Consider the following 20185-nt stretch of genomic DNA (forward strand, 5'->3'; position numbering starts at 1 on the left):
AAAGCGATCGATCGAGAGCCATCATGAAAAAAATAATCACAAAAGCATCAGGCCTTGTCATCGCGTGTGCAACCCCTTTGGCAATGGCGTTCACGTTTGAAACCGAGAACATCCGTGGTTCATTCGATTCCACCATCGCCTTGGGCATGGGCCTGCGCACCGATTCGCAATCCTGCAATCTGGTCAACACCGGCGCTACCGGACACAACCCGCCCAGTGGTTGCCTGGCACAAACTTCTGGCATTGGTGATCAGGGCAACTTGAACTACGACAAGGGTGACCTGTTCACCAACTACATCAAAGGCTCCCATGAGTTGCTGCTGAAGTTACCGGAGGACTTCACCTTCATGGCGCGTGGAAGCTGGATTCGTGACTTCGCCGCCACCGATACCACCGGCGCCCTGTCTTTCAACACACCTCCGGGCGTTGGCAGCGACGGTCTTACCAATGATGCGCGTGACGACCTCGAATTCAAGGCTCGCCTGCTCGACCTGTGGGTGAGCAAGAGCTTCGATGTCGGCGATCAGCGCGTACGGGCTCGCTTGGGCAACCAGGTGATCAACTGGGGCGAAAGCCTGTTCGTGGTGGGTGGCATCAACAACACCAACGCTTACGATTACCAGGCTCTCGCGCGTCCTGGTGTCCAACTCAAGGAAGCCGTGCTGCCGGCCCCGATGCTCAGCCTCGCTTCGGGTCTGGGTTCAGGTCTGAACATTGAGGCCTACTATCAGTTCGGCTGGAACAAGAGCGAGTTGCCGCCCGTTGGCAGTTACTGGTCGACCACTCACGGGCTCGGTGAGGGCATGCAATCCTACGGGTTCGACGATAAGCATGCTCGGGATAGCGGACAGTGGGGCATCTCGCTGCGTTGGCAACCGGATGACACCGATCTCAATCTCGGCCTTTACGTGATGCGCTATCACGAAAAGCTGCCGTCGCTGACGGTGCAGGTGCTCGATCCGGAGACCTTCGCCCTTTCGCAAAAGTGGGTATATCCGGAAGATCGCATGCTCTATGGCATCAGCGCCAACATGCCGATTGGCGACTGGGCTGTCGGCACGGAGTTGTCCTACCGTCCCAAGGATGCGGTGCCACTCAACCCTGTTCTTGATCTCTGTGCAAACAATGGCGGCAAATGCTGGGACGACCAGAAAAAATTCCAGTGGCACCTGACCGGCCTATACAGCCTGACACCCTCCAACTCCCCAGGACTGCTTGACTTCACTGGCGCCAGCACGGGCACCCTGCTGTCTGAATTGGTGGTCGTGAAGTATCCCGATCTGCATGACAGCGTCAACGGTGAGCTGATTTCCGCGGGTTTGAACACCTGGCAGCTGGATCCATCAACACCACCAACGGCCAAGGGCGACAAAACCTCATCGGGCGTCAATGTGGATTTCAGCCTCACCTATGACGGGACGTTGCTTCCGGGTTGGCAGGTCACGCCAGGGATCTTCTATTCGCGCTCCCTGGGCGGACGGACACCCAATCTGTCTGCAACCTTTACCGAAGGTGCCAGCAGTATGAACCTGTATCTGAACTTCGTGCGTAACCCCGCGAGTTGGCAGGTCTCTTTCAACTACGCGAAATTCATGGGGGGCGATACCCCCTACGATCAATTGTTGGGTGATCGCGACTATGTCGGTTTCGTGATTTCGCGCACTCTGTGAGGCATGTCGTGAATACTTCTGTAAAAGTGCCCTTCAAACGGGGGCGTGGCGTGCTGCCTTGCATCGAAAATTGGCTTTTCGGGCATCGCCGGCCAGTACTGGCTAGTCTGGTCATCTTCACTCTGATCATGGCCTGGTTTGCTGTTCAGTTGCGTATGGATGCGGGCTTTGAAAAGCAGCTGCCCATCGGCCATGAATATGTAGAAACGTTCGAGGCGTACCGCAATGACCTGTTGGGGGCGAATCGCCTGACCATCGTGGTCAAGGCCCGCGCAGGCAAGATCTGGAGCGGGACGGCTCTCAAGCGTCTGTATGACGTCACTCAGGCAGTGACCTTTCTGCCCAATGTTTCGCGTAGCAGTGTGCGTTCGTTGTGGACGCCGAACGCTTTCGTCAACGAGATAACCGAGGAGGGCTTCCGTGCAGATCCACTTGTACCGGGTACGGTAACCCCCGAACGCCTCGATGATGAAACCATTGCCAGGATCGCCGATTCGACGGCTCAGGGGGGCTTTATCGGCACGCTGGTCTCGCGGGATCAGAGCAGCGCGATGATCACCGTCGAACTCAACGAGTTTGATGCCACTGGCGCGCGTCTGGACTATGTGGCCTACAACCAGGTCCTGGAAAAGCAAATTCGTCAGCAGTTCGAGGACGGTGATTTCGAAATTCAGATCATCGGCTTTGCGAAGCAGATCGGCGATATTGCCGATGGCGCGTCTGCAGTATTGGAGTTTTGCCTGCTGGCATTGCTGCTGACGGCCGCTGCGGTGTACTGGTACTGCCACTCCGTACGTTTCACTCTGCTGGCAGTGGGGTGTTCATTGGCGTCGCTGGTCTGGCAGTTTGGCAGTCTAAGGCTGCTTGGCTATGGCCTCGACCCGCTTGCCGTGTTGGTGCCCTTTTTGGTGTTCGCCATCGGCGTGTCCCATGGCGTGCAGCAGATAAATTTCATCGTGCGGGAAATCGCCCATGGCAAGTGCGTCGAGGAGGCGGCGCGTTCCAGCTTCAGCGGTTTGCTGATCCCCGGCACGCTGGCACTGGTGACCGCTTTTGTTTCCTTTGTAACGTTGGTGCTGATCCCGATTCCGATGGTACGCGAGTTGGCCATCACCGCGTCGCTCGGTGTGTCCTTCAAGATCATCACCAATCTGGTGATGTTGCCGTTGGTGGCGTCGATGCTGCAGGTCGACGGTGACTACGCCGCGACCGAGGAGACCTCCCGTCAACGCCGTGCCCGTTGGTTGCATGGACTGGTCAGGCTCACCGAATGGCGTAATGCCAAATGGGTGCTTTGTGTTGCTTTGCTCGTCTTTCTCGCGGCGGTCTGGCAAAGCCATGATCGAGTCGTTGGTTCCCTGCAGGCAGGTGCACCGGAATTGCGTGAGGATTCTCGCTTCAACCGTGATGCAGTAGCCATCGCCAGCAACTACGACATTGGCCTGGATTGGCTAAGCGTCGTCTTCGAGGTCAATCCGGGCAAGTCTGGTGAAGGCGCTTCAGTCGCCTGCGAAGAGGTCGCCTTGGGTCAGTACCAGGATCGCTTTGTGTGGGCAATGGAAGGCGTACCCGGAGTGGTGTCGGTTGCCGCATTTTCCACCAGCATGCGCCAGTTCAACGAGGGTTATAACGAGGGCAATCCGAAAATGAATGCGGTGCCCATCGATCCGGCGAACTACTCCTCGTTGGCTACCGAAGTGGCTCGTATTCCGGGAATCATGCGTTCTGATTGCAGCATGGCCGCCGTACACCTGTATCTGGCGGACCACAAGGCAACGACTATCAACAAGGTGATCGAGGCTGCCAAGGCCTTTCGTCGCGAATTCTCGATGCCAGGGGTGACGGTGCGACTGGCCTCGGGTAATGCAGGGGTGATCGCAGCCATCAACGAGGAAGTTGAAAAAAGTGAGACACCAATGATGCTGTATGTCTATGCCGCAATCGCGCTGCTGGTATTTGTCGTTTATCGGGATCTGCGCGCTGTACTGGTGTGTTGTCTTCCTCTGACCATTGGCACCTTTATTGGCTATTGGTTCATGAAGGAACTACAGATCGGTCTGACCATCGCGACGCTGCCGGTGATGGTATTGGCGGTTGGCATCGGTGTTGACTACGCCTTCTACATCTACAACCGCATGCAACTACATCAGTCTCTAGGCCTGCCGATCGCCAAGGCTGTCGAGCACGCCTTGCTCGAAGTCGGTGTGGCAACCATCTTTACCGCGATTACTCTGGCAGTCGGCGTCGCCACCTGGGCGTTCTCCGACCTCAAGTTCCAGGCCGATATGGGCAAGCTGCTCGCCTTCATGTTCATGGTCAACATGGTCATGGCCATGACCGTGTTACCGGCTTTCGCAGTCTGGCTCGAGCGGGTGTTCCCGCGTAAGCGCGCTGTGCGCATGGTCGGCGCACTGGCGCACTGAGGAGAAAAGCAATATGCGATACATGATTTCATTCATGGGGACTTTACTCGCTGCAGTGCTGCCACTGGTCACACTTCAGGCGTCTGCATTGGAAACTGTGCCGGCAGTCCCTTCGAGCAACGCCACGCAGGCCACCTTTCTGGATGCTGCATGGGCAAAGGATCGTGTGGTCGCCGTTGGCGATCATGGCATAGTGTTGCTTTCCGATGATCAAGGGAAAAGCTTCCATCAGGCAAGCTCGGTACCGTTGTCCACGCCACTGACCGGTGTTTCATTCGTCGATTCCAGGCAAGGTTGGGCGGTTGGTCACTGGGGGGCAATTCTGGCCAGCAACGACGGCGGTGACTCCTGGCAGATTCAACGACTGTCCAGCAATGAGGATCGGCCACTGTTCGCTGTGCATTTTTTCAACGCCGAACAAGGTGTCGCCGTCGGCCTTTGGTCACTGGTGTTGACGACCGATGACGGCGGAAAAACCTGGGATGAGCAGAAGCTTAAAGCCCCACCGGGATCTAGCCGTGCCGATCTGAACTTGATGGGGCTTTTCGTCGACGTTCGCGGCAGCGTGTATGCCGCTGCCGAACGAGGCCAGGTGTTGCGTTCCGATGACTATGGAAAAAGCTGGAGCTATCTGGATACCGGCTATGAGGGCACGCTTTGGTCGGGAGCCGTGTTGGCCGATGGCACCCTGCTGGTCGGTGGCCAACGCGGCACACTGCTGCATGGCACTGCGGACGGACAGGTTTGGCAACGCGTGCCCCTGGAGAGCAAGAGTTCGATCACGGCCATCGCGGTGTCAGGAAAGCAGGTAGTCGTGGTCGGTCTGGATGGGCTGATGGTACGCAGCAGCGATGGGGGAGGGAGTTTCCAGGAGCAGAAGACGCCCGATGGCGTTTCGCTGACGGCTGCATTACTCAGCGGCAATGACTATCCCGTTCTGTTTTCTCGACGTGGTGTGGTGCCGGTACAAATCAAGTAAAGGCATCTCTCGAGACGTCGCTGGAAAGGCGAGTTGTTGACTCTGTTCTTTGACCCCATAGCTGATTTTGATTCCTCCCTTTGAGGGACCTCGTCGGATCCGACGTCCGGTCCCTTTTTTTTGAAATCAGCCAATCATGAATTCGACTGTTTTTTAAGGAGGACCCATGTTTTCCGGAAGAAAGCTCAAGCGTCTGGCTGAAGAGGTCAGCTCGCGAATATCGTCGCTGTTGAGTGGACAGCCAGCTCCCGATTTCCAAGGGGGGTTGATCAACAAATATCCATGGTTGGCTGACAGCTTCGATGGGCTAGAGCGGCGGCTCAACCATCAGGAGCATGACAGTGCTGGTCAGAGATCAGATGACTCTGAAAGTGCCCTTGTCAGTGATCTGAAAAATTGTCTGCAAGCCGCTCGGGATGAAATGCACGAGCTTCAATGTGAGATCAAGGAGAGCAACCTGAAGCTATCCGATCTGAATGAGCAGTTGGTTTCATGCAGGGAAAAGGAACAGGTCTGGGAAGTGACCAAGAATGCGCTCACAGAGGTTTGCTGGGAACTGTTTATTGTTGACGGAAATCCGGATCACCCTGAAAACCAGCTTCGCTGGTCGAAGCAGTTCCGCGAGCTCGTGGGCTATTCGGAACAGGATTTCAAGGATGACTGGGAGGGGTATTTTTCAATCGTCAATCCGGATGATCTGAAGCATGTCATGAAGGTGGTGACGGAATACCTCAATGCCGCAGACCCTTACTCAGGCTATACGGTCGAGTACCGAATGAGGCACAAATTCAAAGGAGAGATCTGGTACCGCGAAAGGGGCCAGGGCGTGATGGATCGCAGTGGCAGGCTCCGCCGCATCATCGGGGCCGTACGTGATATCTCGGACGAAAAGCTTGCCCAAACGATACGCGCGCGGGAGTTGGCTGGCATACAGACAACTTACGAACAGATTTCGCAGGTCGTGAACGTGATCAAGAGCATCACTGACCAGATCAACATGCTCGCCCTCAATGCAGCAATCGAAGCGGCACGAGCTGGTGATGCGGGGCGCGGATTTTCCGTAGTGGCAGATGAAGTGAAGAAGCTCGCGGGCAGAACTCGAGAAGCCACTCAGACGATTCAGGAAATGCTCTCTTCAAAGGCGCTTTAGCCATCGGAGAGGGCGTCCTTTCGGAGCACCCTGCATAGCGGATTTATCTGCGCGCAAGTGTCCGTTGCTCCCACAGCCTGCATATCAGGAACCCGCTGGATGAGCAGGGCACCTCGTATTTTTGGCCTGTTGTCAGGTGGTGCCTGCGCTGGGCCTTCCATCTACCGGTTGAACGACTGGCGAACCATAAGGGCTCGCTTTCAGGGAAAGTCTTGTGCGCGATTATTATTAACATAACAGTCGTTGCGTAAAATAAAACTCCTTGTTAAAGTCGACAAAACAACAAAAGGCCCCCAGGAGGTCGAACATGAAAAATTCCAAGGCTGGTTCCTGTCCGAACAACGGCTTGGCCGTTGCCAGAGGCTTTCTGGGCGAAACGCCAAAGGCCCCATCCACTATCGAACTCAACTGCCTGGGCGGTCGCCAGCCAATGACTTGCGGGCCGGTTCCGGCGAGGGTGCTCTGATGATTACGCTCAAATCCACCATGACGTTGCCGGCTGCCGGGTTGTCCGGTTTCGAATCCCCCCTGAGCGAAGAAGAAGCAGCGATCCAGGCCTCGGTACACCGTTTCTCAAAGGAGGTGCTGCGGCCGCTGGGTCGTGAACTGGACCGGATGAAAGCCGAGGAGGTCATCGCTCCTGGCTCGCCTTATTACTCACTCTTCAGTGAGTACGCCAAGCTGGGATTGGATCCCGCGCTGCTGGCGGAGCTGCCGCCGGAAATGGCGGTGCGGATCGAATCCCTGATTGGTGAAGAGCTTGGCTGGGGTGATGCAGGTCTGGCGGTTTCTCTCGGCTGTGCCGGTTTCCCGCTACAGATGGCGGCCGCTGCCGGCAATGCTGAACTGGTGGAGCTTTGTCAGGGCCGAATCGGTTGCTGGATGGCCACCCAGCCTGATCGAGGGAGCGACAATCAACTCTTCGATATAGCGCGCGATTGGCCTGCGGGGCAGCAGGCTAACATCGGCAACCTGACCGCAAAGGTCGTCGGCGACGAGATCATCATCAATGGACAGAGCTCGGCCTGGGTGTCCAATGGCGCAGTGGCGCAGGTCGCCTTTGGCCTGATGTGCGCCGACTACGGCGACGGCTTTTTCGATAGCAACGGACTGCCCCATGGCATCGCCGTGGTCATCCCGCTGGACCTCAAGGGGGTTTCCAAGGGCAAGCCGCTGGACAAGATCGGGCAGCGTTCCTTGCCTCAAGGTGAGATCTATTTTGACAGTGTGCGGGTACCTCGGCGCTTTGCCATCGCCGAGCGAGATGCCTACTACGGCGCCGTCAGCTCGTCCTGGTCCTATGCCGGTACTCACATGAGCCAAGTCTTCACTGGCGTCGCTCGGGCAGCCTTCGAGTATGCGCTGCAATACTGCCATGAGCGTCGCCAGGGCGGTCAGATGTTGATTGACCATCAGATGACGCGCCTGCGTCTGGGCGAAATGTTGCGCCGCGTAGAGATCGCCCGCGCCGTGGCTCGTCGTTCGCTGAGCTTTGCTCGTCTGTCGCCGCAAACCCACCCTTACGCCACTGCCTCCGCCAAGGTCACGGTGACTGAAGAGGCGTTGGCCGTTGTCGAGGAAGCCTTCCGCCTTTTCGGGGGTAACGGGACCACGCGCGAATACCCGATCGAAAAGCTGTTGCGAGACACACAGGCCGCTTTGATCGAGGACGGGGAAAACCGTGTCCTGACCATGCGCCTGGGGTTGCTGGCCCAGCAGCTCTATGCCGAAGGTTGGGCCCAGGGCTGAGCCGACCAAAACACCCAACAAAAATCATCCAATAAGAAAGCGAGGAACACGAGATGGCCAAATATCCTGTTGTTGTCTATGGCGCCAGTGGTTACACCGGCATGCTGACCATGGACTGGCTGATCGACCAGAACATTCCTTTCACAGCTGTGGCGCGCAACGCCGGTCGTGCCCAGGAAATGATGGCGCAACGCGTCGTCGGCCTGGAGTCGGCCAAATATGAAATCATCGAGTGCCCGCACGAGGTCGAAGCGCTTGTAAAGGTGTTCAAGGGCGCGCGCGTGGTCTGCAACACCGTCGGCCCGTTCGTCAATTTCGGCAAGGTGACGGTCGAGGCCGCGCTCAAGGCGGGCTGTCACTACCTGGACCCTGCCGGTGAGCAGGAGCACATTCGTGCACTGCGTGATGAGTTCGGCGAGTTGTTCCGCCAGGCCGGCCTGCTGCTGTCGCCGTCGCTCGCCTACATGTACACCTTCGCCGAGATCGCTGCCGAGCTGGCCCTGGAAACCCCCGGCGTGGACTCCCTGGAAACCGCGACCCTGACCCGTGGGCCGCGTGTCGGTGCCGCCGGTGTGACCGTAGGCTCCACCGCCACCATCTTCGAAGGCTTTCGCCATCAGGGCTCCTATCTGTGGGACAAGGCGCTGGTTCCGTATGCGCCCAACGCCAGCTTCAACATCGTTTGCCCTAATCTGATGGAGTCGGTGTTCTGCCTGCCCTGGGGCGGAACCTCGCTGCCAGTGTATTTCGAGCAGGATGCGCGTGTGCGCAGCTGCATGTCCTGCGTCGGCTTCTACGACAACCCTGTGATGAAGAGTGTCCACGCGCTGGGGCAGAAGTGGGAAGCCGAATACAAGCACCTGCCGAAAGAACAGCAGGATGAGGTGATCCAGAGTCTGGTGGATTCGACCACGCCGAGCATGCCGCCTCGTGAGCGCAGCACCCTGCAGCGCACAGTGGACTTCGCGATCGGCCGCGGTCAACTGGCGGCAGTCCGGGCGACCGTGCACGGCATCACCCCCTACATCGCCACCGGCGCCCTGCAAGCCGCGGCAGTGGCCAAGCTGCTGGACAACGATGTCGCCAAGGTGGGTTTCGCCTCGTCCTCGAAGGCCTTCGGTCACCGCTACATGCTCGGCTTCCTCGAGCAGCGCGGCCTGGCACGCGCCACCATTACCCAACTGTGAAGTGACGAAGATGGCGATTATTGATTTTTTCGACCGTGGCTGGCGGATCAATCCGCACGGCGCGGCGTACATCCAGGACGACAAGGTCACGACTTTCACTGAGGCGGGGGAACTATCCTGTCGCATCGCCAATGCGCTCTTGGCGCAGGGATTCGCATCCGGCGTCAAGGGTGCAGTCTGGGCGGCCAACGATGTGACGGCCTGGCTTTGTGCGCTGGGCCTGTGGCGCGCCAATCTGTGTTGGATTCCGGTGGGCGCGCGCAACGCGCTCGAGGAAAACCGTTACGTGCTGGACGCTTTCGATTGCGAGATCCTGTTCTTTCAGCGCGAGTTTACCGAAGTGATTGCGGATCTGCGGCCGCAGCTGCCCAAGATCCGCAGGTGGATCTGCATTGACGGCGAGGTAGAAGGTGCCGAGTCTCTTAAGCACTTCGTCGCGCAGCAGCCGGCTACTGACCCACAGGTGGACGTTGATCCGGACGACGTAATCTGGGTGGGTCCCACGGGCGGGACGACGGGCTTGCCCAAGGGCGTCATGAACACGCATCGCAGTGTGCAGACCAGCTTTGCGCACTTCATGATCAATACCCCTTATCCGGCCAACGCCAGGCCGGTAAATCTGGCGGCGGCGCCGATGACCCACACCGCCGGCATGTTATCCATGCCCTGCACGGCCAGGGGCGGCACGGTTGTCGTGATCACGAAGCCGGAACCGCAACTGCTGCTCGCGGCGATCCCGCTGTACAAGGTGACGGAGTTCTTCCTGCCGCCGACCGTCATCTACCGGCTGCTCGATATTCCCGATCTGAACAAGAAGGTCGACTTCTCGTCTCTACGCTACTTCCTCTATGGCGCGGCGCCGATGTCGATTGAAAAGCTGCGTCACGCGATCGAGGTCTTCGGGCCAGTCATGATGGAGGGCTACGGGCAGACCGAAGCGCCAGGCGCAATCGCGCATCTAACGCCGGGCGAGCACTTTGTAGATGGACATGTTGCAGGTGATGAGCGGCTGTCCTCCGTCGGCCGACCCAATCCCCTGGTTCGCGTCGAGATCATGAGTGACGACAACGAGATCCTGCCGCAGGGAGAAACCGGTGAGATCTGTGTGCGCGGCGATCTGATCATGAAGGGCTATTACAAGGACCCGCAGAAGACGGCCGAAACCATCATCGATGGCTGGCTGCACACAGGCGATATCGGGCATCTCGACGCCAATGGTTATTTGCATATCACCGACCGCAAGAAGGACATGATCATTTCGGGTGGCTTCAACGTCTATCCGAGTGAGGTCGAGCAGGTGATTTGGGGGCATCCCGCTGTGCGCGACTGTGCGGTGATCGGTGTGCCGGACGAGACGTGGGGCGAGGCGGTAAAAGCCGTCATCGAGTTGAACGAGGGTCAAACCATCGACGCGCAAGCGCTGATTGCCCTGTGCAAGGAACAGTTGGGCTCGGTGAAGGCACCCAAGACGGTGGACATAGTGCTGTCCCTGCCGCGCAGCCCGGTCGGCAAGGTGCTGAAGAAAGACCTGCGTGCCCGTTATTGGCAAGACGCTAAACGGCAAATCTGAAGTCCAGGAGTCATCTGATGGAACCAATCTATATTGCCGGCATCGCCATGACAGAGTTCGGGCGCCATCCGAATCGCAGCCTCCAGGACATGGCTCTGGAGGCCCTCAATGGTGCGCTGACGGATGCCCGCGCCCAGCGCTCCGACATCGGTGCCGTCTTCTACGCTGGCATTACCAACGGCCAATTGCAGGGGCAACTGTCGATCCCCGGGCAGGTGGTGTGTAGCAAGATCGGCATTGAAGGGGTGCCGATCTACAACGTCGAAAACGCTTGCGCTTCGGGCAGTACCGCCGTTCATCTGGCGGTGCAGAGCCTGCGCGCCGGCGCCACCGACGTGGCGCTGGCCCTGGGCGCCGAGAAGATGGTTGTCCCCGACAAGATGAAAACGCTTTCCTTGTTCGAGGCTGGCTGGGATGTCTCCACCGCCGAGGAAAACTACGCGACGCTAGTGAAGATGGGGGAGGGCGTTGTCGTTCCGGCGGGCTCCGAGTCCGATCGGCCGTACAGCAAGTTCATGGCCATCTACGCGGCCATGTGCCGATGGCACATGAAGACCTACGGCACCACCCAGCGTCAGATCGCCGCAGTGTGTGCCAAGAATCACAATCACTCGGTGCACAACTCCTATTCGCAGTTTCGCAAGCCATTCACCATCGAAGAAGTGCTGGCCGCGCCGCCCATCACCTATCCGATCACCCTGCCGATGTGCGCACCGATGACCGACGGCGCTGCAGCCGCGATCATCTGCACCGAGGCGGGCTTGCGACGCATAGGTGCCGACCCCAAACGTTGCGTGCGGATCGCCGCCAGCGTGATCCGCAGTTTCACCCTGCGCGACCTGGCCGAACCGGAGAAGCATGTCAGTCGCCTGGCCGCGCTCGAGGCTTATGAGATCGCCGGGCTAGGTCCGCAGGACATGCATGTCGCCGAGGTCCATGATGCCTCCGCGATGGGCGAGATCATTCAGTCGGAAAATCTCGGTCTGGCGCCCCTGGGGCAAGGCGGGATCTGTGCCGAGCGCGGTGACTTCACCGTGGGCGGTCGGATACCGATCAACCCCTCTGGTGGCCTGGAATCCAAAGGTCACCCGCTCGGCGCAACGGGCATTGGCCAGTTGTTCGAGTTGACCATGCAACTGCGGGGCGAGGCAGGGGCTCGCCAGGTCCAGGGCGCACGCCATGCGATCCAGGAAAACGGAGGGGGGCTGATCGGCATCGAGGAAGGCGCTGTGGCTGTCCATATTCTGAGTCGCTAGGAGAACCCGTCATGTCTACTCACCATCGCAAAGAAAACCTCATTACCCTCACCGATCCGGGGCAGTTTCGACGCTTCGGTGGGTGGCTGGATAAGCCGGACGATCTGCAACCGGAACTACAGGACGATGTCAGCGCCGATGTGATAGTGGTCGGTGCCGGCTTCGCTGGTCTGTCCACCGCACTGGAGCTGACGGCTCGCGGGGTCAAGGTCATCGTCCTGGAGCAAGAATTTGCCGGCTTTGGCGCCAGTGGACGTAATGCGGGCTATCTTGCCGGCAGCATGGGGCTTGAGTTCGAATTGTTCGTCAGTCGGGTGGGACGCGACCGGGCGAAGCAGATCGTTCGTTTCTACGATGCGGGCGTCCCCTATGTGGAAAAGCGGTTGATCGAGCTAGGCATCGACTGCGACTACAACCCTTCCGGGCTCATCCGCGCCGCCGTTCATCCCTCGCAGGAAAAGCGACTGCGCAAGAGCATGGAAGTAGGGCTCGATCTGGGTTCGGTCACGCGCTTCGTGGATCAGGCCGAGATGCGTGCACGCGGGATTCCACCAGCCTTCCTGTTCGGTTGCACCCAGCACGGCGGCACACTGGACCCGGGCAAATATGTGCTGGGGTTGCGCCGTGCAGCGATTCAGGCGGGCGTGAAGCTGTACGAGCAAACTCCGCTGCTGTCCTGGAGTGAGGGACGAACCATCACCTGCAAGACCTCGCACGGTAGCGCGAGTGCGCCAATCATGGTGCTGGCCACCAACGCCTTTACCCCACAGCTGGGCCTTTTGCGCGATAAGGTCGCGCCTTTCCGGGTTTCTGCGATCGAAACCCGGCCGTTGTCCGCGAAGCAGTTGTCATCGCTCGGCTGGCAAGGGCGCGAAGGCATAGTGACGCCGCATATAACGATGGAGAGTCACCGCCTGACTGCACGTAACACGCTGGTGCTGACCACCAAGCAGCTCAGTTACGTCTATGGCTCGAAGACGCCCAACGTACCGGACGCCAGCGCCTATCGCGCCTTGGGGCAGGCGCTGCACGAGCGCTTCCCGACCCTGCGCGGCCTTGGAATCCAATCTTGCTGGAGTGGTTACGTCAGCATGGCGTACGACGCTCTGCCGGTGGTGGGCGCAACCGGGGCACAGCAAAACATCCTCTACACGGCTGGGTGTGCGGGGCACGGTGTTGCGACCCAATCGCTCATGGGGCTGCTACTCGCCGAGCGAATCAGTGGTGTCGAGAATCCGTTAATGGAAGCCTTGCACCACAAGACGCCTTCAATGCTTCCCGAACCCCTGCAGTGGTGCGCCATGAATGTTGGCCTTGTGGCGGCCAAAGCTCTTGATGAGTGGACGAACTGGAGGGCCCTGCAGCGGCACAACTGATCGTCGTTGTTCTGATGTTTTCCATGTGACTGATCATGTTCGCTTCGCGGTGTTGTGCAGCGAAATACCTGTTGGTCAGTGATCTCAATTAACCGCTGCGTGAGGCATTAGCCATGGCCAAGAGGCCTACCTCTGATACCGGACCCGATTCAAAACGTAGACAATTTCTGAAACTCGCCGGAGCCTCCGTCGCCATAGGCGGCTTCGGCCTGAACGTGGGTCTGGCACATGCCGGTGCAGCCACTGGCGAGGCGAACGATGTTCTGGACGTCGCCATCATAGGCGCTGGACTGGCAGGATTGACTGCCGCCCGGGATCTGCAGCTGGCTGGCGGCCAGTCCTTCGTGGTCCTCGAGGCGCGGGACCGCGTGGGAGGTCGAACCCTCAATTTCGATATGGGCAACGGCCATGTCTCCGAGGTCGGTGGCCAGTGGATCGGGCCCGGTCAGACTGCGGTTGAGGATCTCGCCCGGCAACTGGAGGTTGGAACTTTCCCGAGCTTCTACGAAGGCAATACGGTTATTCTCGGCGGCGACGGCCGCCTCGATGTCGATCTCAAGGGGACCTTCGGCACCGACATGACTGTCGCTGAAAAGCTGAGCGAGCTTTCGCGCAATGTGCCCTCGGGAGCCCCCTGGAAATCGCCCGAGGCTGCGAAGCTGGACAAACTCTCGGTTGGCGATTGGCTGGCACAGCAAAACATCAAGCCTGAGGATCAGCCGGGCTGGGATGCCAGCATGATACTGAGTGGTGGTGTAGCCCCGGCCAAAATGGGGCTGCTGCATTTCCTGTCCATGGTCAATTCGGCCAGTTGCGACTACGAAAAGCTCGACTCGATCAAGGACAGCGCCCAGGGTACTCGCTTTGTCGGCGGCTCACAGATTCTCAGCACCAGAATGGCCGGGCAACTGGGGGGCAAGGTGCGCTTGCAGTGCCCGGTCCGCAGGATTGTCGACTGGGATCGCGAGGTCGTCACGCTTCACACGGACCAAGGGCTAGTGCGTGCGCGCAAGGTTATCGTGGCCATCCATCCTGCCCTCTGCAACCAGGTGCAGTTCGATCCGCCTCTGCCGCAGGCACGCGCCGCTCTGCAGCGTGCCTGGCCAGCTCACTCACCGGCGCGCAAGACGGCCATGGTGTATTCCCGGCCGTTCTGGCGCGACAAGGGCCTGAATGGGCACATCATCATGCTCAACGGTCCCATTATCTGGGCCTGGGATAACTCGCCGCCCAATGGGGAAGTGGGCGTTATCAATGCCTTCATCTCCAACGCGAATCTGCCCTCGGACCCTGCAACGGCGAAGCGCATTCTTACGGAACTCTACGCGCGCGCCTGGGGGGACGAAGCGCTGCAGCCTGTGGCCTACCACGATCAGGATTGGGGGCGGGACGATCCATGGTCGATCACCTGCGTTTCGGCCATTCCTCCGGGATTCTGGACCACCCATGGCGAGGCGCTGCGTCAGGCCTGCGGCAATCTGATCTGGTCCGGTACCGAGACTGCTGATATCTGGGCCGGTTACATGGATGGTGCCGTGCGCGCGGGCCACCAGAGTGCCCTGCAAGCCCTCAACGCCCTGCGTCGGGTATAGGAGGTGAATATGAAAAAGTGGATGTTGCTGGGATTTATTACGGTCGTTGCCGGCCTGCTGGCTGTTTACGGCCGGGACCTGCTCGATCTCTATCGCCTGATGACTCACATCAGTACTACCAACGAGACGGCGGTGGCTGATGGTGGACAGTGGCCACGCCTGACCGATGCCTGCATCGGTTGTCATGGCGCCCAGGGCAACTCACTGCATCAGGGCTACCCAAGCTTGGCCGGCCAGCCGGCGCCTTACCTGGCGGCGCAACTGCGCCACTTCGCCAGCGGCGAGCGAGCCAACCCGAACATGGGGCCGCTGGCGATGAGCCTGAGTGAGGCTGACATTCAGCTTCTTTCGCAGTTCTTCGCCAGGCACTCAGCTGTTGAAAACGGGTCCTTCAAGACTGATCCCGCTTTGCAGGAGAAGGGCAAGAAGTTGGTGGTGAGCGGTGGCTGTGCGGCTTGTCATGGTGAGGGACTGATGGGGCGCGACCAATTCCCTCGGTTGGCCGGGCAGGGTCACGACTACCTGCTGACGCAGCTGAATGCTTTTGCGCTGGGGCGTCGCAAGGATCCGTCAGGTGCCATGACCGCCATTGTCGCGACGTTGTCCGTGGATGATCGCAAAGCGCTTGCCCACTATCTCGCGGCACTCGCTCCTGTAGCGAAGTGATGTATTGATTTCAGTGTTTAATTGAGACTACTACTATGGAAATCAGGGATACCTTTGCGTTGCTTTCTTGCGTTCTGTTGGTGCTTTGCGGAGTGACTTACGGGATCAAGTTTCTTAAAAAGCGGAATTATCTGCTCGGTTTCGAGTGGCTGATCGTTGCCTTCTCCGGGTCGAATCTTCTGATTTACCTCCTCACAGAGTGGCAGATCAACTACAGCATCTCATTCTTTCTCGATGCCTTTTCCCGCGGGTTCGGTGTACCCATCGTTGCCACTCTTGGCCTGATGGCGGTCACCCATAATTACAAACCATCGGTAGCCAAGGATGTCTTGATCTTCGCCGCGTCGTTCGCAGCCACATTCGTGCTCGTCCTGGCTGACTTCGTTCGCGCGCCACTCCCGTACTTCTATGTGATCATGTGGTCGGGCTATACGATTTATCTCTTCTATTTCACTTGGCGACTGGTTTGTGCCGGAGAGAATCTGCACGCGCTGGCCACAGCGGTGGGTGCTGCGGTTGCCTTGGTCGTGGCTCTCGTCTATGACTTCTTCCCGATCCCAGGTGACGACACCAAAATGGTGTTCATGACCTTCGCCTTGGCCACCTGGTCTTACACCATGACCCAAATGTATTACGCCTATGGCGCGCTGGCGCGTGCGATGGGAGATTCGTCTCGGTCGCTTTTGCAGGTCCGCTAACCGCACTTCGAGCTGCATGGAATGAGCCGCCATTTTCTGGCGGCTCATCCTATGACTCCGGCCTCTCTTTAGATCCGGGGGGAGCTATGTCTTTCGAATGGGAATGTGGATAGGTGAGCGTCCATGCCCACCTTCACAGACAGCGGATTACTTGGCTCCCGTGGGCGAAGCTGGTGTCTGGTTGGCCAGGAAGTGTGCCGTGGCCCTGATCTCGTCCTCCGAGAGTGTGCTGGCCATGGCGTTCATGGCCTGGTTGGGGTCCTTGCGCTGCCCCTGCTTAAAGGCGGTGAGCTGGTCGATCAAGTATTGTTCGCCCTGGCCCGTAATGCGTGGAGCGAGCGGGCCACCCGACAGGCCCTCGCCATGGCAGGCGGCGCATCCCCTGTTTGCGACTGTGGCTTGTCCACGTTGTTCCAGTGCTTCATCGCGGCTGGGGGGCTCTGTCCTTTGCGGCTGTTGACGCGCGAAATAGTCCGCCAAGGACTTGATTTGATCTTTAGTCAGATTGGCTGCGAGCGGGCTCATTTGCGGGCTGTGTCGACGCCCTTCGGCGAATGCGTGCAACTGGGCTTCGATGTATGGCGCGGATAGACCGGCCAGGGAAGCGTACTGCGCGTCACGGGTCTGGCCATTGACGCCGTGACAAAGTGCGCAGGAATCCTGAATCTGTGGCCAAGCGCCGCCATTGGCCTCGTAGTTGGCATAATGCTGGTCGAGGGCGTCCATGAAGCGATAGCCCGCCACCATCTCCGGACCATATATCACGCTCGATACCGCCAGGGCCGCCACAGTTACGACCGCTCCAATCAAAAATGCTCGCTTCATCACACGTTCCTCCGACGTTGAACCAACGCCTGGAGCGCCTCGAGTGCTGCGCGGTGGCCGGCACGGATAGCACCATCCATCGAGCTGGCCCACAGATCGGCCGTTTCAGTGCCGGACCAAATCAGGCGACCGACTGACGGTTTGAGATACTGACCCCACTTGGTCAGAAAACCGGGTGGTATTGACGCGACGCAGGTGAGGGTCCAAGGATCGACCTTGCCCCAGTCGTAGTCGTGGAACTGGATGGGATGCAGCGCTGCATCGCCCATTACTTGTGCATAGATGGCTGACAGGGCGCTTTGGGCGGAGTTGGCATCTTGGGGCAATTGGCCGCTTCTGACGAATGCGCTGAGGACACCGACGCTGCCATCTGGGGGCGAGTTGTCATAGGACAGGATCAATGGTCCGTCGGCTTGTGTGATTTGGCCGTTCAGGCCCTTGTCACGCCAGAATGGACGCTCGTAGACATGCACGGTCTTGCGCATGGGAGCATGGGACGGCCAGAGACGCTGTAACTGTGCGCGCCCGCTGGGGAGGGGCGGATCGAAGCTGATCTGATTGCACAAGGCCGGATGCAGCGCAGCGATGACCTGCCGGGCGCGAATGACGCCCTGGTCGGTATGCAGTTCGACCACATCTTGGTCCCAGCCGACGATCTTGCGCACCGGGCAGGACAATTTGACCTTGTCACCCAGTGCCTCTGCCATCTTGATACTGAGGATCTGTGAGCCGCCGACGAAGCGAGTTTCCTGGGCGCCGCCCTTGAACCCCTCAAGTTTTTCCATGCGGCAATCCGCCGAATTGATAAGCGACAGGTAGTGCAACAGCGCCAGTACTGAGGGAGGGGTTCCTGTTGTCAGGCCTATGGAGGTATCGAAGCCAAGTTTGCTCTCATTGCTGACCCCCTGCTGCGCCAGCCATTCGCCGACCGACAGTTTGTCCAGGGCGGCTGCATCCTTCGCGGTCCATGGCTCCTTGCTGGGTACTCCCCGCGCAAGTTCATTCAGCTTCTCGACTATTGAGGCATTGGAGTTCTGACCTTTGGTCAGGTCCTGCTCGAATTTTGCGTCACCCACCAGGTAGACGTTTTTGCCCTGATACCAGGTCGGGAAGGTGTCGATCTCGAGTTCACGGGCCAAGTCGAAAATGGCTGTCTGGCCTGGACCGATCCACTCGCCACCGGCTTCCGACACAACGCCTTTGCCTAAGTCGTGGTTGTAGGTGCGCCCACCCACACGGTCCCGGGCTTCAAGGACGACGAAGGACTCGCAGCCAGCGCGGCGTAGGTCCCGCGCCGAAGTCAGGCCGGCAAGTCCTGCCCCGATGATGACTACGTCAAGGACGCCGTCCTGGACAGTATTCAGCTCCTGAGCTGTGGCTCTCCCGCTCAGTGCGATCCCTCCGATCAAGGTGGCGCTTCCAATCGCCTGAAGCAGCAAGCGTCGCTGGCGCGCCGGCAGCGACAATTCATCGTTATCTGAATCCATCTTCGCCTCTGTCATATCTATTGTATTTTTACATAACAGCTGTTGTGTAAAAATACAGCGCATTTGAAACCGTGCAAAGCAGAATAGAAGGGCGTTTGATGTTGAGGAGGATGGAGTACAACGCAGGCCTTGCCACCCGTAGAGCGGGCGCGGGAAAAGGGCAGATATTCTGCGGGATAGGGTGATCAGATTAGGGCAGCCGGTGCCAATTATTGGGCATTGCAAGAAAGCGCGGTGTGCAACCCCAACCTAATGGTCTTGGAGAAGTGCGCTGCCCGTGCAGGTCAACTCAGCAGCGCGCGTCAACTGTTTTACTTGGCTGCGGCCTTTCTTTTGGAAGGTGGTTTGTGCGGTTGGGGTGGAGTGATCAAGGTCATGAGGCCATTGAGAAGGGATTGACCTCGGCTCGAACCGAACCGTTCAGGTTCGATCGGCAACATCATCATCCATCCATCGCTGATCGCGCTGAGCTGATCGGCGAGCAACTCAGCGGGGATATCGTCGCGGATTATGCCTTGGCTTTGCCCTCTCTCCAGTACCGATGTAAACACCTGGCGAAACCGTGCATATCGTTGCTTGATGACACCGGCGAAAGCCGGTTCGTGCCTTGCGTAGCCAAGCAATTGGAGCCATGCGAGCCATGCGTTCGGCTCGTCGGTGTTCGTCCAGTCGAGCCATTGTTCGATGAGCGTCTTGATATCGATCCGCTCTTGGTTGTTCTCCAGCAAAGTGTCGATCTGATCGAACAGGCTTTGTGCAACAGCGGTGATCATCTCCTCCTTGTTTGCGAAGTAGTAGGTCACCGCTCCCGTCGTGCACCCGGCGTGTTGCGCTACTTTGCGCATCGAAGCTCCGGCATAACCTTCGCGTGCGATCACTGCTATCGCCGCCGCCAGCAACTCGGCCCGTTTCGCGTTGTGGTCGCCTACGGGCCGACCCCGGCGGGAGACCGGTTCGGATTCGCTATCACTCGGTTGAGATCTGTTGTTCATAGGCGTCTGGGGGCGTGAATCTGGCATAGGAAAGGGGTAATTTCGCAGGCTCATTGATCGGAGTAACAGTTGCAGCGAAAAAGCTGCAACTTTCTATCAGCGGTTCAGCATATGGAATTTATTTGTAGAAAGCACCCTTGCAAGACTCGACGCAAAAGCTGATCCACTATGCCGGACCTCTCCCGAAGGGCGCATCAGCGGCCTTCGGGCAGCATGCGATGTGTCAGTCGTCCGCGCGGAAGATCACCGGAGCGATGTCGGTAAAGTTCGCCACGTCACCGATAACCTCAACGGTCCTGGGGGAGGTGAGCGCGGCATCGATTCCGGCCTGATTGTTGAAGCGCAGAATCACCAAGCCCGCGAGGGGCTGCGGACCGACAGCGGGGAACAGGACTTCCGCCGATTGCAGTCCAAATTCACCCCACGTGGAGCGCGCGAGCGGGATGTGGGTGGAAAGGTAGTACTCCCGGTCGAATCTCGCACCTTCGGTTAAGGGGTAGCTCACGATAAGGGTAGCCATGGGTAGTCCTTGCTCTTGTTGTGATGGGGCAGTGAGGGCGTCACG

At 58.8% G+C, this 20185-nt stretch carries 16 protein-coding genes; 12 read left to right on the forward strand and 4 right to left on the reverse strand.

What is annotated here, in order from left to right; genetic code table 11:
• Positions 1–23: 23 nt before the first annotated feature.
• The 12 genes from ACM6IT_RS03360 to ACM6IT_RS03415 all read left to right on the forward strand — a co-directional run bounded on the left by ACM6IT_RS03360 (position 24) and on the right by ACM6IT_RS03415 (position 16316).
• Positions 24–1670 carry a DUF1302 domain-containing protein gene (locus tag ACM6IT_RS03360; protein WP_414917497.1) on the forward strand — a complete coding sequence of 549 codons (1647 nt, stop codon included), beginning with the start codon at positions 24–26 and terminating at the stop codon, positions 1668–1670.
• 8 nt (positions 1671–1678) lie between these two features.
• The gene (locus tag ACM6IT_RS03365) at positions 1679–4093 is read left to right on the forward strand and encodes an efflux RND transporter permease subunit (RefSeq protein ID WP_414917498.1); all 2415 of its coding nucleotides are present in this window, start codon (positions 1679–1681) and stop codon (positions 4091–4093) included.
• Positions 4094–4106: 13 nt separating this feature from the next.
• Positions 4107–5072, forward strand: a complete 966-nt coding sequence (locus tag ACM6IT_RS03370; protein ID WP_414917499.1) for a WD40/YVTN/BNR-like repeat-containing protein — start codon at positions 4107–4109, stop codon at positions 5070–5072.
• Between the two features lie 166 nt (positions 5073–5238).
• A complete protein-coding gene (locus ACM6IT_RS03375) occupies positions 5239–6222 on the forward strand; it encodes a PAS domain-containing methyl-accepting chemotaxis protein (protein WP_414917500.1) in 984 nt (327 codons plus the stop codon).
• A gap of 243 nt (positions 6223–6465) precedes the next feature.
• Positions 6466–7971: an acyl-CoA dehydrogenase family protein gene (locus ACM6IT_RS03380; protein WP_414917501.1), complete on the forward strand. Its 1506-nt coding sequence runs from the start codon at positions 6466–6468 to the stop codon at positions 7969–7971.
• A 53-nt stretch (positions 7972–8024) separates the two neighbouring features.
• The gene (locus tag ACM6IT_RS03385) at positions 8025–9158 is read left to right on the forward strand and encodes a saccharopine dehydrogenase family protein (protein ID WP_108217637.1); all 1134 of its coding nucleotides are present in this window, start codon (positions 8025–8027) and stop codon (positions 9156–9158) included.
• A gap of 10 nt (positions 9159–9168) precedes the next feature.
• Positions 9169–10728, forward strand: coding sequence for a class I adenylate-forming enzyme family protein (locus ACM6IT_RS03390; protein WP_414917502.1), 1560 nt, complete (start codon positions 9169–9171; stop codon positions 10726–10728).
• Positions 10729–10745: 17 nt separating this feature from the next.
• Positions 10746–11984 (forward strand): thiolase family protein, encoded by a 1239-nt coding sequence (locus tag ACM6IT_RS03395; protein WP_414917503.1) that lies wholly within the window; start codon positions 10746–10748, stop codon positions 11982–11984.
• 11 nt (positions 11985–11995) lie between these two features.
• The gene (locus tag ACM6IT_RS03400; RefSeq protein ID WP_414917504.1) at positions 11996–13360 is read left to right on the forward strand and encodes an NAD(P)/FAD-dependent oxidoreductase; all 1365 of its coding nucleotides are present in this window, start codon (positions 11996–11998) and stop codon (positions 13358–13360) included.
• Positions 13361–13473: 113 nt separating this feature from the next.
• The gene (locus ACM6IT_RS03405) at positions 13474–14952 is read left to right on the forward strand and encodes a flavin monoamine oxidase family protein (protein ID WP_414917505.1); all 1479 of its coding nucleotides are present in this window, start codon (positions 13474–13476) and stop codon (positions 14950–14952) included.
• A 9-nt stretch (positions 14953–14961) separates the two neighbouring features.
• On the forward strand, positions 14962–15618 hold the full coding sequence (locus tag ACM6IT_RS03410; protein WP_414917506.1) for a c-type cytochrome: 657 nt from the start codon (positions 14962–14964) through the stop codon (positions 15616–15618).
• A 35-nt stretch (positions 15619–15653) separates the two neighbouring features.
• The gene (locus tag ACM6IT_RS03415) at positions 15654–16316 is read left to right on the forward strand and encodes a hypothetical protein (protein ID WP_414917507.1); all 663 of its coding nucleotides are present in this window, start codon (positions 15654–15656) and stop codon (positions 16314–16316) included.
• 147 nt (positions 16317–16463) lie between these two features.
• On the opposite strand, the gene ACM6IT_RS03420 is transcribed toward ACM6IT_RS03415, so the two are convergent.
• From ACM6IT_RS03420 to ACM6IT_RS03435, 4 genes are all read right to left on the reverse strand, one after another.
• Positions 16464–17141, reverse strand: coding sequence for a c-type cytochrome (locus tag ACM6IT_RS03420; protein WP_414917508.1), 678 nt, complete (start codon positions 17139–17141; stop codon positions 16464–16466).
• On the reverse strand, positions 17141–18628 hold the full coding sequence (locus ACM6IT_RS03425) for a flavin monoamine oxidase family protein (RefSeq protein WP_414917509.1): 1488 nt from the start codon (positions 18626–18628) through the stop codon (positions 17141–17143). The genes ACM6IT_RS03420 and ACM6IT_RS03425 overlap by 1 nt, the downstream gene beginning before the upstream one ends.
• A 311-nt stretch (positions 18629–18939) precedes the next feature.
• On the reverse strand, positions 18940–19647 hold the full coding sequence (locus ACM6IT_RS03430; protein ID WP_414917510.1) for a TetR/AcrR family transcriptional regulator: 708 nt from the start codon (positions 19645–19647) through the stop codon (positions 18940–18942).
• A gap of 196 nt (positions 19648–19843) precedes the next feature.
• Entirely contained in the window at positions 19844–20140 is a 297-nt protein-coding gene (locus ACM6IT_RS03435) for an EthD family reductase (protein WP_414917511.1), read from the reverse strand.
• Between the last annotated feature and the right edge of the window lie 45 nt (positions 20141–20185).

The organism is Pseudomonas sp. IT-P4, assembly GCF_949767755.1.
Classification (GTDB): Bacteria; Pseudomonadota; Gammaproteobacteria; order Pseudomonadales; family Pseudomonadaceae; genus Aquipseudomonas; species Aquipseudomonas monachiensis.